Raw genomic sequence first — 14,772 nt, 5'->3', positions numbered from 1 at the left:
TGAACACGTCAGAACGGCGGCTCTGACCCGAGGAAGGTGTGGAATCGCCGCTCTCGCCGCTGTGCCGGGGACAAAGCGCCGGGCGATCGTCCATCGTCCCGCCTACCCGGTGGCCGATCGGTCGTGACGGCGACCGTGAACGCGACGAATGGTGGTGGTGCGTCTTCGCGGTAGATCCGTCCGGTCGGTGAGCTCCACACCAGCTTCCCGCCGGGGAGTTGTCGGACGTGCCATCGGGTGTGGTGTTTGACGTCGTGGTGTCTCTTGCAGAGGTGGGCGAGGTTACGCACGTGCGTCTGCCCGTCGTCGGATGCGGCGATGGTGTGGTCGAGTTCGCAGCGGATGGCGGGTTGCCGGCATCCGGGGAATCGGCAGTGCCGGTCCCGCGCGCGCAGCAGCCGGATCATGGCGGCGGTGGGCCGGTAGCTGTCGCATTCGAGGACGGTGCCGGTGACCGGGTGGGTCAGCAGCCGGTCCCAGGAGGTCGCGTTGCCCGCGAGCTCTCGCGCGGTGGCCGCGTCGATGGGCGAGCGCCCCGCCAGACCGGCAGGCCCGTCGTCTTGCCCGATGAGGGTGAGGGCGGACACGGCGACCTGCACGTGCGCCCGGATCTTGCCGAGGGTTCTGTCGCCGTCACCGGTCGCGGTGGGGTCGAGGGCGGGCGCGCCGGCGAGGAGGAGGTCGCTGAACATGTCGGCGCGGACCTGGTCGATGGTTCGCACATCGTCGTTGAACGTCGACCCGTCGCAAAGGGTCGTATCGGCGTCGGTTATGCCGCCGTTCGCGTCGGTTCGAGCACCGTCCGGCATGGCACCGGCGGCATCGGCGTGCGCGCGCGCGTTGATGATCTCGCGCGCCTGTCGGGTGAGCCGGTCGTCGACGATTCCGTCGGCGATGACGGTCGGGAGCGTCGCGATCAGGTCGGACATCCCGTCCGGCCCGGCCTGCACCCGCACGCACCGCCCCGCCGCGGCCTCCGCGTGTCGTTCGGTGAACGAGCGCGGGTGCGTCCGCTCGGCCAGCATCCGCAGCGCGTCCCGCACGCGGTTCGGGGTCTCGCCCTCGCACCGCTCGATCGCGACCCGCTCGAACTCAGCCCGTTCGGCCGCGGGGACGAGGCATCCGATCTCCTGGATCACCCGCACGTGCCCCCGGACGATGCGTCCGTCCTCCCAGGCGGCCATCGTCACCGGATAGTTCTCGACCAGGTCTCGGGCCTCGTCGATCCGGCGTTGCAACGTCCGGTCGGTCGCCACGAACACCCCGGCCAGCTCGGCGGCGATGCCACGTAACGCCATCTCCCGGGCCTTCACGCGCTCGGACGCGCCAGCCGCCTGCCCCTCGGCCAGAACCCCGGCCGCGGCGAGCACCCGAACCTCCCGAACCTGCACGGCCCGTGCGGCATCCGAAACCCGCTCAGCATCCGCAACGAGAACGGCGAGCGCGTCGACGTCGCCGTCGCTGCCCATCCCACCGCCCGCCCGGCTACCGAGCCCGCCGTTCGAATGCATGTTCGAATACTGTCACGAACCTCCGACATCACCCCGCGGCTCTCCACAGCCCCCATCCCACGCCCCGCGCCGCATCGCCATCGCGACTCGGGATGATGGAGCCATGCCTCGATACCTTGTCGTCGACGCGGACCTGGCGGGTTTCGCGCAATATCAGCAGCTTGAGGCGGATGCTGATGGGCTCTGGTGGGTCGTGCGGCAGATCGATGAGCACCCCGCGGGTGCCCGGCGATACGGCGCCGGTGCGGTCGTCGTCGACGATTGGGGGATGCTCTCCGATCAGCCCTCGACCGCGTCGGAACTCGACGACGATGAGCTCACGACGCCCATCACCGCCGACGAGTTCGAGCGCCGCTGGAACGACGCGTGCTGACGCGTTCGGGTCAGGCGAGGAGCGCCGCGACCTCCGCGTCGGTCAGCCGGCCGTCGGCGACGAGGAGCCGATAGGCGCGCCGTACTGGAGCGCCCGGGGATGCCGCGACCGCGCGGTCCCAGGCCAGCGCGGCTCCGATGCCGGGATAGTCCGCGACCCGGACGAACCACGGATCGCCGGCAGACGACTCGTCTGCCGCAGCGAGTGCGACGGTCGCCTCCGCAGCAGCGCCGCCGGTCGGCCCGGCGAAGGACGCCGACCATGCGACCCACGGCGCGACCGTTCCGTGCACCGCCTCCTCGCCACGGGTCGAGGGCGTGCGCACGTCGACGTCGCTGCAGGCGGGCAAGCGCCAGCTCAGTCCGCCGTAGCCGCCTCCACTGCGCCCGTTGCTGCCAGGCCCCCCGAGCATCACGGTGCGGTCGGTCGCCGGCGACAGCTCGAAAGACAGCTCGATGACAGCGGCGCGCTCGTCGCGATGGATCAGCCGCACCTCGCGGCGCTCGCGCATGACGACGCTGCCGTCGGGGCCGATCCAGCGCAGATCGAGAACCGCGCCGTCGGCGATCCGCTCGACGCCGGCGATCTCGATGCGCCCGTGATCGTCGCGCCAGATGTAGTCCTCGCCCGGGGTGTAGGTGCGACCACCCCAGAAGTTCGTGCCGTCGACATCCTGCAGGGCGACGCTGACACCGAGGTGCCAGTCGTGGTCGGCGGGATGGTGGTCGGTCACGGTCACGCCGCCGGGGGTGCGGAGCGGATGCAGGTACGGGCGCGGGCTCGACGACCGCGCGGTGCCAGCGCCGTCGACGAGCTCCGCCAGGGGCGAGCCGTCGCCCGGCAGGGTCAGCACGATGTCGCGAGCCGTGCGCCGAGCCCAGGGAAGGTGCAGCTCGGCGAAGGTCGCCTCGGCGTCGACGGCGCGGACCACGGCGTCTTCGATGCCGTCCACGATGAGCCGCCGGGCGGGGCCCTCGCCGCGCGCAGTGACGAACGCGGGGTCGATCTCGTGCGGCGCGGTGCGTCCCACGGCATCGATGACCGCGACGAACGCGCCCGAGGCTGACAGGGGCGACAGCAGCGCGACACCCTCGTCGCGATGATCGAGGAGGTTCTCGAGCAGGTCGTCACGCTCGAAGCGTTCGCTGCGCCCGTCGACCTCGACGATGTCCTCCGTGTAGAAGAAGCGTGCCGAGCGGCGGCGGCCATGCACCTCGACGTACGGGTCGACCTGCTCGTCGGCGCACAGCGTCAGCCCCGCGGTGACGCGGATGCCGCGCGTCGTCGACACGCGCAGCAGGCTCGTGTCGTCGCCCTCGATGGCGTTGGCGCGGTAGAGATCGGCGGTGACCTGCGTGATGTCGGCGACGGCTGTCGTGCCGGCGATCGCGAGAGCGGTGGCGGTCGCGTGGGCGAGCGGGTTGGTCGTGACCCCGTCGACGACGGCGACACCGTCGAGTTCGCGGCGCCCGGCCCAGCGGCTGCGCTCCCAGTACGCGCGGTCGCGCGCCCAGAGTCCCACGGCTCCGATCGCGCGGACCGGGCCCAGGTCGAACTGGTCGTCGGCGAAGGCTCGAAGCGCCCGCGACCCGAGGCTCTGGAAGCCCACCTGCACCCGCGCGCCCGACCGCGCGGCGGCGTCCTCGAGCACGCGCAGGTCGGCGAGGGTCAGCACCGGCGGCTTCTCGAGGTACAGGTCGATACCGCGGTCCACGACGGTGCGCGCGAGCTCGAGGTGGGTATGCAGCGGCGTGGCGACGATGACGACATCGACGTCGTCGGTCGCGGCGAGCAGGGTCGGCAGGTCGGGGAAGACGCGGGTGTGTTCCGGCAGGGTGCCCGGTGCCGGCGGGCGGGGGTCGGCCGCCGCGACGAGCCGCACGCGATCGCCCAGACGGCGGAGATTGTCGAGGTGCACGGTTCCGTAGCCGTGGACGCCGACGAGGGCGATGGTGGTGGTGCGTGGCATCCGATTCTCCTGACGTCGCTCCCATCATGCCAGCAAGCGCTTTCCCATGGGTCTCGCGACGCGCGCTGACGTCTTCGGGTGGGAGCGGTGAAGCGACACCCTACGGCAGGCGCCACCGGCCGTCGATGGGGAGCGCTGCCCGCGACGGGCCCGGGTGCCAGGCATTAGCGTCGAGGCACATCGATCCGAGGAGAACCGCCATGGCATCACCCGCATCCCGCACCCCGCGCACGCGACTGAACGCCGGGCTCGTCGTCGCGGCCCTCGGCCTGGCGGCGCTGACGGGCTGCACGCCGGCGGGTGGACCGAGCGGAGCGGCCTCGAGCGCTGCGCCCGAGACCACCGCGGCGTCGCCCTCGGCGTCGGCGCCCGCTGCGGCATCCGGTGCGCTCGACCGCACCGAGCTCGCCGACCTGTTCAGCGGCATCCAGTTCCGCCCCGCCCAGTACGACACGATCGCCGCGATGCTCGAGTCGATCTATCCCGGGTTGACGGTCTCGGACGCCGGGTGCCTCGCTCCCTTCGGCGCCGGGTGGGAATCGGCCGGCGATGCTGTCGAATGGGGCACGAGCAACGACCGATCGATGACGGCGGTCGTGGCCTCCGCGGCCGACGACGCAGCCGCCGAGGCGCTGGTGGCTCAGGCTGAGGATGCCATCGCGCGCTGCGCGGACGGGCAGGAGCTGTTCGCCATGCAGGGGGTGCCGGTCACGACCTCGGTCGAGCCGTTCGATCTCCCCGTCAGCGGCGCGGACGATGTCCAGGGGTGGCGGGTGACCGGCGACGTGGGCGGCTCTCCGTTCGCGCTCGTCGGCGCGACGGTCCGCACGGGTCAGAACGTCCTCGCGCTCGTGGGCTGGGATCCCGAGACGAGCGCGGACTATGTGCCGCAGGCGACGCAGCTCTTCGTCGACCGCATCGCGCAGGCGGCCGGCTGATTCGCGCCGAGGGGGTGTGCACGGTCGCGACGGGCGCCTAGCATGGTCGCGTGGCACGGAAACCGCTTTCCCATCCCGCGGACCTGATCGACGGCGCTCATCCGGCGCGATCCGTCCTGCGGCTGCTCGCCCGTCGCCCGGGGCGCATGAGCGTCGCCGTCGGCGCTTTCGCGCTGAAGGAGATCCCGATGTGGTTCCTCCCGGTGATCACCGCGGCGATCATCGACATCGTCGCGGGCGGGGGTGAGGTCTCGGCGGTCATCGGCTGGTTCCTGCTGGCCGCGGCCCTGCTGCTGCAGAACTACCCGAACCACATCCTCTACACGCGCAGCTTCATGACCGTCGTGCGCGACACCGGGGCCGACCTGCGCAACGCGCTCGCCGCGCGGCTGCAGAGCCTGTCGATCGGATACCACTCGCGGGTGAGCTCCTCGATCGTGCAGACCAAGGTGGTGCGCGATGTCGAGAACGTCGAGCTCATGCTGCAGCAGGTCACGCATCCGCTGCTGTCGGCGACGATGGTGATGATCGGCGCCCTCACCATGACCGCGATCGCGGTGCCCCAGTTCCTGCCGGTCTACGCGCTCGCCGTACCGATCGCGATCGGCATCCGGTACGGCATGCGCAACCGCTCGCGCGAGCGCAACGCGGTCTTCCGCCGCGAGGTCGAGGTGTTCTCGGCACGCGTGGGTGAGATGGCCTCGCTCATCCCGGTCACCCGCGCCCACGGCCTCGAGGAGACGGCCGTCACGCGCGTCTCGCGCGGCGCCGAGGGAGTGCGACGCGCGGGTCTTCACCTCGACATGCTCAACGGTCACGTCGCCTCGATCTCGTGGGTGGCGATGCAGCTGCTCGGCGTCGGATGCCTCGTGCTCGCCGCGATCTTCTCGCTCACCGGCATCCTGCCGATATCGCCCGGCGAGGTCGTGCTGCTCTCGACCTACTTCACGCTGCTCACGCAGGGGCTCACCCAGCTCCTCATGCTGATCCCGGTCGGAGCGCGCGGGCTCGAGTCGGTGCGCTCCATCGCCGAGGTGCTGCAGGAACCCGACCTCGAGCAGAACGAGGGCAAGCGCCGCGTGGATCGCGTCGTCGGCGACATCCGGCTCGAGGGTGCCAGCCATCGGTACGCGGGGGCGAGCGACGACGCGCTGCACGAGATCGATCTGCACATCCCCGCGGGTCGTACCTACGCGTTCGTCGGCTCGTCCGGATCGGGAAAGTCCACGCTGCTGAACCTCGTCCTCGGGTTCGTTCGCGCGACGAGCGGGCGGCTGACGATCGACGGGGCCGACGTGCAGGAGCTCGACCTGCGGACCGTGCGCCGCGCGGTGTCGGTCGTGCCGCAGGAGTCGGTGCTTTTCGAGGGCACGATCCGCGAGAACGTCGCCTACGGGCTGCCCGACGTCTCCGACGAGCGCATCGAGCGGGCGCTGCGCGACGCCAACGCGTGGGAGTTCGTCAGCGACCAGCCGGCCGGGTGGGACACCGTGGTCGGCGAGCGGGGCGCGCGCCTGTCGGGAGGGCAGCGGCAGCGGCTCGCGATCGCGCGGGCGCTGGTGCGCAATCCCCGCATCCTGCTGCTGGATGAGGCGACCTCGGCGCTCGATCCCGAGTCGGAGGAGCTCGTGAAGGACGCGCTCGCGCGGCTCATGGCCGGCCGCACGACCCTCGTGGTCGCTCACCGGCTGTCGACGATTCGGCGTGCCGACCGCATCATCGTGCTCGAGCGCGGGCGGATCGTCGAGCAGGGCTCGCACGACGACCTGCTGGCCGCCGCCGGCCGCTACGCCCACCTCCACGCCACCCAGTCCTGACCCTCCCCCCTCACCCCTCCGTCGACTCGCCAGAAGGTGCGGATGCCGGTGCCCCCGGATCTGCATTTCATGGCGAGTCGACGGGTATAAGACAGGAGAACTCATGCTCAGGGAGATCTATCGCGACCCGGTGTACGACGGGGCGACCGATCCGGTGGTCGTCATCGAGCCGGGCGACGGCGGATGGTGGATGTTCTACACGCAGCGGCGGGCGACGCATCCCGACCCGGGGCCGGGCGTCTCCTGGGTGCACGGCTCGCGCATCGGGGTGGCGCGCTCGCGAGACGGCGTCGATTGGCAGTACGCGGGCACCCTCGAACCGGATGCCGGCGGGCTCGAACTGACCGCCGGGCAGCCTCCGGCCGACGTCGACCGCACCCACTGGGCCCCCGAGGTCGTCTTCGACGGCACCGGATGGCGGATGTATCTGACCGAGATCGACGGTGTGCCCGATCGCTGGCCGGGTCATGCCCGCACGATCGTCGCCTACCGCTCGACCGACCTCGTGTCGTGGCACCGGCTCGGACCGCTCGATCTCGCGAGCGACCGCGTCATCGACGCCGGTGTGGCCCGCGGTCCCGACGAGAAGTGGCGGCTTTGGTACAAGGATGAAGCCGCCGATTCCGTCACCCGCGTAGCGGTGTCGGAGGACCTCGAGTCGTGGAGTGACGGCGGGGTCGCGATCGGCGGACGCCCGCACGAGGGGCCGAGCGTCTTCGAGCTCGGCGGCCGCTGGTGGATGATCGTCGACGAGTGGCGGGGGATGGGTGTCTTCGTCTCGGACGACACCGTCCACTGGGTGCGCCAAGGCGGTCCCGACGACATCGTCCTCGGCGCGGGGGCCGTGCCCGGCCGAGGGTTCGGGCACCACGGCGCCCCCGTTCGCGACGACGACTCCCTCTGGTACTACTTCTTCGCACAGCCGGCCACGACCCCGGATGCCGGTGGCGACGGGGCCGGTGCGTACGACGTCGAGGCCCGCCGGTGCGCCGTCTACCGAGTGCGGCTGCGTGTCGACGCGGGTCGGTTGGTGTGCGAGGCTGAGTCGACGCGCTGAGACCGGTAACAGTCGCGAGATCACGGGTCGGAATCGGTTGACCCGACTTCCTTGCGAAACGTTTCATCGCGTAGTACCGTTGCCGGCAAGCGCTTTCCCAACCATCGGAGGCGCGCACCTGCACACACGGACAATGGACGTTCGCGCGCACCGAGACGACGACGTTCGGCAGAGAGGACAACGATGTTCAACAGAAAGCGGGCACTGGCCACGGTCGCCATCGCGACAGGCGCCGCGCTCACCCTGGCGGGCTGCGCCGGCGGAGAGACCCCGGCCGCGGATGCCACATTCGACCCGGATGAGAAGGTCACCCTGAACCTGGCGTTCTGGGGCAACGACGTTCGCGCACAGCTCTACAACGAGGCGATCGCCGCGTTCAACGAGGAGTACCCGAACATCACGGTCAACGCGACGTTCCTGACTTTCCCGGAGTTCTGGGAGAAGCGTCAGACGGAGGCCGCGGGCGGCGGGCTGCCGGATGTCATGCAGTTCGACTACTCGTACCTGCGCCAGTACTCCGAGAACAACCTCCTGCTCGACCTCGACCCCTACCTCGGCGAGATCATCGAGACCGATGCCCTGCCGCAGAACATCCTCGACATCGGTGTCGTCGGCGACACGACTTACGGCATCGCGACCTCGACGAACGCGTGGGGCATGTTCACCAACCCGAAGCTGCTCGAGCAGGCGGGCGTGGAGGACTTCGCCGGCGGCTCGTGGGACGACTACTCCGAGTGGATGGCGAGCGTCACGGACGCGTCGGGCGGCGCCTACTGGGGTGGCACCGACTACACCGGACGCATCCAGAACTTCGAGCTGCAGCTGCGAGCCGAGGGGTCGCAGCTGTTCGACGAGGACGGCGAGCCCGGGTTCGACGAGGAGCGGCTGACGCAGTTCTGGGAGGACGGCGCCGAGCTCCGCGAGAGCGGAGCCGTGATCGGCCAGCAGCGCCTCGAAGAGGCCCTGCCGCTCTCGGGCTTCGACGCCGCGCTGACGGCGAGCGAGCTCACGTGGGACAACTTCGGCGGCGGCTACCTGGGCAACCTGGGCGAGGGCTACACCGAGCTCGGTCTCGTCGCGCCGCCCGTGACGAAGGAGGGCGCGAAGGACCTCTACCTCAAGCCCTCGATGCTCCACACGATCTCGGCGAAGACCGAGCACCCCGCGGCCGCGGCGACGCTCGTCAACTTCCTCGTGAACTCGCCGCAGTCGGGTGAGATCTTCGGCACCAACCGTGGCCTTCCCGCCTCGCAGACCGCCCTCGACGCGGCCGACCTCGACCCGCTGAGCCAGCAGGTGAAGGAGTACGAGGAGTCGATCGCCGACCGCCTCGGCGACGCCCCGCCGGTCCCGATCGTCGGCTACGGCACGATCGAGGAGGAGTTCCGCAAGCTCGGCACCGAGCTCGCCTTCGGCACCATCACCGTGGATGAGGCCGTCGAACGCTTCTTCTCGCAGATGGACATCACCCTCAACGGATGACCCGATCCCGCGGGCCGGCGCACGGCGCCGGCCCGCGGGCCCCGCATCCTCCCCGCATCCTCAGGAGCATCGTGACCACTACCGCCACACGGGTGATCGTCACCAAGGACTCGTCGCGTCGCGGCCTGGTCCGGAAGCAGCGGCCCGAACATCTCGATCGCCCCGGCGCTCGCAAGCGCGCCGTCCGCGAGAACATCGCGGGCTACGGCTTCCTCCTGCCGTGGCTCGTCGGATTCTTCGGACTCACGCTCGTGCCGATGGCGTATTCGCTGTACCTGTCGTTCACGAGCTACAACATCTTCTCGCCGCCCAAGTGGGTCGGCATCGACAACTACATCCGACTCTTCACCAACGACCCGAGCTTCATGCAGTCGGCGCAGATCACCCTGATCTACGTGCTCGTGGGCACCCCGATCTCGCTCATCGCCGCACTTCTGATCGCGCTGCTGCTGAACTACCGCGACAAGGGCGCGGCCTTCTTCCGGTCGGCGTTCTACGCCCCGTCGCTCATCGGGGCGTCGGTCTCGGTCGCGATCGTGTGGCGCGCGATGTTCGCCACGGACGGTCCCGTCGACAACGGCCTGAACGTGTTCGGCATCGAGCTCGGCGGCTGGATCGGCAACCCCGGCCTCATCCTGCCGATGATGATCCTGCTCGCGGTCTGGCAGTTCGGTGCCACGATGGTCATCTTCCTCGCCGGCCTCAAGCAGATCCCGAAGGAGCTGTACGAGGCGGCCGAGATGGACGGAGCCAACGCCCTCCGCCGCTTCCGCGCGGTCACGGTGCCGATGCTCTCGCCCGTGATCTTCTTCAACCTGTTGCTCGGGCTCATCGGGGCGTTCCAGGTCTTCGGATCGGCCTACATCATCTCCAACGGCACCGGCGGCCCCGCCGGCATGACGAACTTCATCACGGTGTACCTCTACAAGACCGGATTCGCCGACGGACGCATGGGTTACGCCGCCGCGATCGCCTGGGTCCTCCTCGTCGTCGTCGCCATCATCGCCCTCATCCTCTTCCGCACCCAGAAGTCGTGGGTGCACTACTCGGGAGACAACCGATGACCACGTCACCCACCTCACCGCTGACGAGCGAGGCCATCTTCGCCGAGCAGCAGACCACGCCGATGCCGCCTGCCCGGCGCCGCGTAAAGCGCAAGACCTGGCAGACGATCATCTGGTTCGCCGTGCTGATCGTCATCACCGCGGTCGTGCTCTACCCGCTGGTCTGGCTGCTGCTGTCGACGTTCAAGCCCAACAGCGAGTTCGGCCAGAACATGGGCCTGCTGCCGAACGCGCCGACGATCGAGAACTACATCAAGGTCGCCGAGGGCATCGCGGGCGTCCCGATGTGGCGGTTCTTCGCCAACTCGCTGCTCATCGCCGGCGTCTCGGTGATCGGAACCGTGTTGTCGTCGGCTCTCGCGGCCTATGCCTTCGCCCGCCTGCAGTTCAAAGGGCTCGGCATCCTGTTCGCCGCGATGATCGGCACGCTGCTGCTGCCGTTCCACGTCGTGATCATCCCGCAGTACATCATCTTCAACAATCTCGGGATGGTGGACACGTACTGGCCGCTGCTGCTGCCGAAGTTCCTCGCGACCGAGGCGTTCTTCGTCTTCCTCCTCGTGCAGTTCATCCGGCAGATGCCCCGCGACATGGACGAGGCCGCGAAGATCGACGGCGCGGGACACCTCCGCATCTTCTGGTCGATCATCCTGCCCCTGATCAAGCCGGCGCTCATCACGTGCGCCATCTTCAGCTTCATCTGGGCGTGGAACGACTTCCTCGGCCCACTCCTCTACCTGACGAGCCCCGAGAACTACCCGCTGCCGATCGCGCTGCGCCTCTACAACGACCAGACCTCGTCGAGTGACTACGGCGCGACGGTGACGGCATCCTTCATCGCCCTGGTCCCGATCCTGCTGTTCTTCATCGTCTTCCAGAAGTTCCTGGTCGACGGCGTCGCCACCCAGGGTCTGAAGGGCTAGCGATGCCGACCGACGAGCGTCCCCGCACGCGGCGCGAGGAGCGCGCCGCGGTGCGGGCCGACCGCTCCGGCAGCGGACCGACACTCGAGGGCCGTCCGCAGCTGCGGCATCCCGGTGCGGCGGGGGCGTTCGCGCTGCTCGGCGAAGTGCTGCTGATCGGACTCCTCATCGGCGCCGTCTCGCTCGCCGTCGTCACTCTTCCGGTCGCGCTCGCGGCGGGGGTGCGGCATCTGCGCCGCTACGTCGCCGCCGACGACTCGCGGCTGTCGCTGTTCTGGGCGGATGTCCGCGCAGGGCTGCTGCCGGGGGCGGTCGTCGGTCTCGCGGCCCTGGTCGTGGCGCTCATCCTGCTGCTCGACATCGACCTGGCCCGATCGGGATTCCTCCCGGGCGGCGTCGTGATCGAAGCGGTCGGCTGGGCGGGCCTCGCCGCGCTCGCCGTCGCCCTCCTCACCGCGGCCGGCTCCTGGAGCCCCGAGCTCGGGTGGCGCGGAGCGGTCCGAGCGATCCCGGATGCCGCGCGCGGCGACGTCGTCGGAAGCCTCTACCTCCTCGCCACGGCGGCCTTCGTCGTGATCGTGACGTGGGCGCTGCCGCCCCTCTTCGTCGCCGGCATCGGCTGCGCCGCGCTCGCGGTCGTGGCGATCCCCGCCCGGCCCCGCCGCACCTGAGACCCGTCCCCCCGGGCCCGCTCCCGATGAAAGGACTCCCATGAAGGCACACCGCCTGCTCGCCACCGTCGGCATCGTCGCCGCCGGTGCGCTGGCACTGACCGGATGCGGCGGCGCGCAGACGCCTCCCGCAGCCGCATTCGACCCCGACGAGAAGGTCACGCTGACCTACGCGTTCTGGGGCAACGACGACCGGGCGAAGCGCTATGACGAGCTGATCGCGGCATTCAACGAGGAATACCCGAACATCACCGTCAACGTCAGCTTCACCGACTTCCCGAGCTACTGGGAGAAGCGGCAGACGGAGGCGGCGGGCGGGGGACTGCCGGATGTCTTCCAGTTCTCCGACAGCTACCTGCGTCAGTACGGCGAGTCGGGCAATCTGCTCGATCTCGCGGAGGTCGCCGACCAGATCGACATGACCACCTTCGACGACGGGCTCCTGGGCACCGGCGCGCTGGGCGGCACGCAGTACTCGCTGCCGACCGGGTACAGCCTGTGGGCGAACTTCGTCAACGACGACCTCGTCGCGCAGGCCGGGGTCGCGGCGCCCGAAGGGGGCACCGACTTCGCCGAGTTCGACGAATGGATGGCCGAGGTCACCGAGAAGACAGGAGGCGCCGTCTACGGAGGCACGGACTACACCCAGCGCATCCAGGCCTTCGAGCTGGTGCTCCGCGCAGACGGCGGCAACCTCTACACCGACGACGGCGAGCTCGGGTTCACCAAGGACCAGCTGCGCGAGTTCTGGGAGAGCGGCGCCGGCCTGCGCGACGGTGCGGCCGTGCCGCAGCAGCGGCTCGAAGAGCTGTCGCCCAAGTCGGGCTTCGGGGCCGCGCTGACCGCCAGCGAGATGAGCTGGAGCAACTTCCTCGGCGGCTACCTCGCCGACTCGGGCGCCTCGTCGATCTCGATCGTCGCACCGCCGACGGCGAAGGAGGGCTCGAAGGACCTCTACCGCCAGGCCGGCCTGCAGGTCGCGATCTCGGCCAAGACCGAGCACCCGCAGGCGGCCGCCCTGTTCCTCGACTTCGTCGTGAACTCCGAGGCCGCCGGTCAGGTCTTCGGGACGACGCTCGGCTTCCCCGCGTCGACCTCGAAACTCGCCGGCGCGACCCTCGAGGGCGCCGACAAGCAGGTCGCCGACTACATCGAGTCGGCCGCGGACCGCATCGGCGATGCGCCGCCGGTGCCGGTGGCCGGATACGGATCGCTCGAGCAGACGTTCTGGGAGCTCGGCAAGTCGCTCGGGCTCGGAACCACGTCGGTGGACCAGGCTGTCGACCAGTTCTTCTCCGAAGCCGAGGTCGTGCTCGGCTGAGGAAGACCGCCACGTCGGGGATGCCGCGCGCGGAAGCGCGGCATCCCCGCTGACCCAAGGAATGACATGACGCCGACGAACGCCGCCATCGACCCCCGTTTCGAGATCTCCCGCATCGATCGCCGTATTTTCGGCGGCTTCGTCGAGCATCTCGGCCGTCACATCTACGACGGCATCCACGAACCCGGTCATCCGTCCGCGGACGCCGACGGTTTCCGGTCGGATGTCGTCGAGCTCGTCCGCGAGCTCGGGGTGTCGACCATCCGCTATCCCGGCGGCAACTTCGTCTCGGGATACCGGTGGGAGGACGGTGTCGGGCCGCGCGAGGAGCGGCCGCGACGTCTCGACCTCGCCTGGCACTCCACGGAGACCAACGAGGTGGGCCTGCACGAGTTCGCGCGCTGGCTCGAGCTCGTGGGCAGCGATCTCATGCTCGCCGTCAATCTCGGAACGCGGGGCACGCAGGAGGCGATCGACCTGCTCGAGTACGTCAACGCCGACGCCGACACCGCGTGGACCCGAAAGCGCGTCGCGAACGGGCGGCGCGACCCGTTCGGTGTGCGGATGTGGTGTCTCGGCAACGAGATGGACGGCCCCTGGCAGCTGGGTCACCGCAACGCCGACGACTACGGCAAGCTCGCCTCGCGCACGGCCAAGGCGATGCGGATGCTCGACCCCGACGTCGAGCTCGTGGTCTGCGGCTCGTCGGGCAGCGGCATGCCGACGTTCGGATCGTGGGAGCGCACGGTGCTCGAGCACACGTTCGACGACGTCGACTTCATCTCGTGCCACTCCTACTACCAGGAGCGCTTCGGCGACGCGCGGGAGTTCCTCGCGTCGGGCGTCGACATGTCGCGTTTCATCGAGTCGGTGGTCGCCATCGCCGACGCGGTCGCGGCGACGAAGAAGAGCGACAAGCGCATCATGATCTCCTTCGACGAGTGGAACGTCTGGTACCTCCACAACGACGACGGCGGCCAGGACGACAAGCCGCGCGAGCCGGGCTGGCCGGTCGCGCCGCGGCTGCTCGAAGACCAGTACCACGCGTTGGATGCCGTCGTCTTCGGTGACCTGCTCATCACGCTCCTTCAGCACAGCGACCGCGTGCGGTCGGCATCTCTCGCGCAGCTCGTCAACGTCATCGCCCCGGTCATGACCGAGCCCGGCGGCCCGGCATGGCGACAGACGACGTTCTTCCCGTTCTCGCTCACGTCGCGCCTCGCGGGGGAGCGCGCGATCTCGGTCGCCGTCGAGTCCGGGACGTTCGAGAGCGAGCGCTTCGGTGCGGTGCCGAACGTCAACGCCGTCGCCACCGTGGACGACGACGGCGCGACACTGTTCGTCGTGAACCGTTCGACAACCGACGCGGAGGACCTGCGCATCGACGTGTCGGCTCTCGCGACCGATCCCGGTGCAGCGGTGTCGATCGTTGAATCGCACCTCCTCCACGACGACGACCGATATGCCGCGAACACGCTCGACGACCCCGACCGGGTCGGCGTGGTTCCGGTGCCCGGGATCGCGCTCGACGACGACGTTCTGTCGCTGTCGCTGCCCCCGATCTCGTGGGCGGCCATCCGCCTGGGCTGAGCCGCTCCGGCACCCCGCGAGCACAGGGTTGCGCCCGCGGGTGACAGCCATCTACA

At 69.8% G+C, this 14,772-nt stretch carries 12 protein-coding genes; 10 read left to right on the top strand and 2 right to left on the bottom strand.

Translation table 11 applies throughout. From position 1 onward, the window contains the following. Window positions 1-8: 8 nt before the first annotated feature. Complete coding sequence (locus tag ACLBWJ_RS06600; protein WP_447659941.1) at window positions 9-1,511, bottom strand: DUF222 domain-containing protein; 1,503 nt, start codon at window positions 1,509-1,511, stop codon at window positions 9-11. Window positions 1,512-1,614: 103 nt separating this feature from the next. On the opposite strand from ACLBWJ_RS06600, the gene ACLBWJ_RS06595 reads away from it, so the two are divergent. After that, window positions 1,615-1,884: a hypothetical protein gene (locus ACLBWJ_RS06595; protein WP_282502031.1), complete on the top strand. Its 270-nt coding sequence runs from the start codon at window positions 1,615-1,617 to the stop codon at window positions 1,882-1,884. A gap of 10 nt (window positions 1,885-1,894) precedes the next feature. Here the strand turns inward: ACLBWJ_RS06595 and ACLBWJ_RS06590 are convergent, their stop codons facing one another. Then, window positions 1,895-3,853: a DUF6807 family protein gene (locus ACLBWJ_RS06590; protein WP_282502032.1), complete on the bottom strand. Its 1,959-nt coding sequence runs from the start codon at window positions 3,851-3,853 to the stop codon at window positions 1,895-1,897. Window positions 3,854-4,053: 200 nt separating this feature from the next. Between ACLBWJ_RS06590 and ACLBWJ_RS06585 the strand changes: the two genes are divergently transcribed. From ACLBWJ_RS06585 to arfA, 9 genes are all read left to right on the top strand, one after another. Further along, the gene (locus tag ACLBWJ_RS06585; protein WP_447659940.1) at window positions 4,054-4,791 is read left to right on the top strand and encodes a hypothetical protein; all 738 of its coding nucleotides are present in this window, start codon (window positions 4,054-4,056) and stop codon (window positions 4,789-4,791) included. Window positions 4,792-4,841: 50 nt separating this feature from the next. Continuing rightward, complete coding sequence (locus ACLBWJ_RS06580) at window positions 4,842-6,608, top strand: ABC transporter ATP-binding protein (RefSeq protein WP_282502033.1); 1,767 nt, start codon at window positions 4,842-4,844, stop codon at window positions 6,606-6,608. A 103-nt stretch (window positions 6,609-6,711) separates the two neighbouring features. Beyond that, window positions 6,712-7,665 (top strand): family 43 glycosylhydrolase, encoded by a 954-nt coding sequence (locus ACLBWJ_RS06575; RefSeq protein WP_447659939.1) that lies wholly within the window; start codon window positions 6,712-6,714, stop codon window positions 7,663-7,665. Between the two features lie 183 nt (window positions 7,666-7,848). Then, window positions 7,849-9,147 (top strand): ABC transporter substrate-binding protein, encoded by a 1,299-nt coding sequence (locus ACLBWJ_RS06570; protein WP_274178338.1) that lies wholly within the window; start codon window positions 7,849-7,851, stop codon window positions 9,145-9,147. Between the two features lie 71 nt (window positions 9,148-9,218). Next, window positions 9,219-10,211, top strand: coding sequence for a carbohydrate ABC transporter permease (locus ACLBWJ_RS06565; protein ID WP_112616385.1), 993 nt, complete (start codon window positions 9,219-9,221; stop codon window positions 10,209-10,211). Next, entirely contained in the window at window positions 10,208-11,134 is a 927-nt protein-coding gene (locus ACLBWJ_RS06560) for a carbohydrate ABC transporter permease (protein WP_120263486.1), read from the top strand. Before ACLBWJ_RS06565 ends, ACLBWJ_RS06560 begins: the two co-directional genes overlap by 4 nt. 2 nt (window positions 11,135-11,136) lie before the next feature. After that, complete coding sequence (locus ACLBWJ_RS06555; RefSeq protein WP_274178339.1) at window positions 11,137-11,805, top strand: hypothetical protein; 669 nt, start codon at window positions 11,137-11,139, stop codon at window positions 11,803-11,805. Window positions 11,806-11,845: 40 nt separating this feature from the next. Beyond that, window positions 11,846-13,126: an ABC transporter substrate-binding protein gene (locus tag ACLBWJ_RS06550; RefSeq protein WP_274178340.1), complete on the top strand. Its 1,281-nt coding sequence runs from the start codon at window positions 11,846-11,848 to the stop codon at window positions 13,124-13,126. 66 nt (window positions 13,127-13,192) lie between these two features. Then, complete coding sequence (gene arfA, locus ACLBWJ_RS06545) at window positions 13,193-14,716, top strand: arabinosylfuranosidase ArfA (protein ID WP_282502036.1); 1,524 nt, start codon at window positions 13,193-13,195, stop codon at window positions 14,714-14,716. The last annotated feature ends 56 nt before the right edge of the window (window positions 14,717-14,772 follow it).

This window comes from Microbacterium sp. M4A5_1d, assembly GCF_053345465.1.
This window is presented reverse-complemented; position numbering and strand designations above follow the sequence as displayed.

Bases quoted from the DNA above. Each gene is read 5' to 3' on its own strand.
- ACLBWJ_RS06590 (WP_282502032.1), bottom strand. From the start codon at position 3,853: ATGCCACGCACCACCACCATCGCCCTCGTCGGCGTCCACGGCTACGGA.
- ACLBWJ_RS06570 (WP_274178338.1), top strand. From the start codon at position 7,849: ATGTTCAACAGAAAGCGGGCACTGGCCACGGTCGCCATCGCGACAGGC.
- ACLBWJ_RS06585 (WP_447659940.1), top strand. From the start codon at position 4,054: ATGGCATCACCCGCATCCCGCACCCCGCGCACGCGACTGAACGCCGGG.
- ACLBWJ_RS06550 (WP_274178340.1), top strand. From the start codon at position 11,846: ATGAAGGCACACCGCCTGCTCGCCACCGTCGGCATCGTCGCCGCCGGT.
- ACLBWJ_RS06575 (WP_447659939.1), top strand. From the start codon at position 6,712: ATGCTCAGGGAGATCTATCGCGACCCGGTGTACGACGGGGCGACCGAT.
- ACLBWJ_RS06600 (WP_447659941.1), bottom strand. From the start codon at position 1,511: ATGCATTCGAACGGCGGGCTCGGTAGCCGGGCGGGCGGTGGGATGGGC.
- arfA (WP_282502036.1), top strand. From the start codon at position 13,193: ATGACGCCGACGAACGCCGCCATCGACCCCCGTTTCGAGATCTCCCGC.
- ACLBWJ_RS06560 (WP_120263486.1), top strand. From the start codon at position 10,208: ATGACCACGTCACCCACCTCACCGCTGACGAGCGAGGCCATCTTCGCC.
- ACLBWJ_RS06555 (WP_274178339.1), top strand. From the start codon at position 11,137: ATGCCGACCGACGAGCGTCCCCGCACGCGGCGCGAGGAGCGCGCCGCG.
- ACLBWJ_RS06595 (WP_282502031.1), top strand. From the start codon at position 1,615: ATGCCTCGATACCTTGTCGTCGACGCGGACCTGGCGGGTTTCGCGCAA.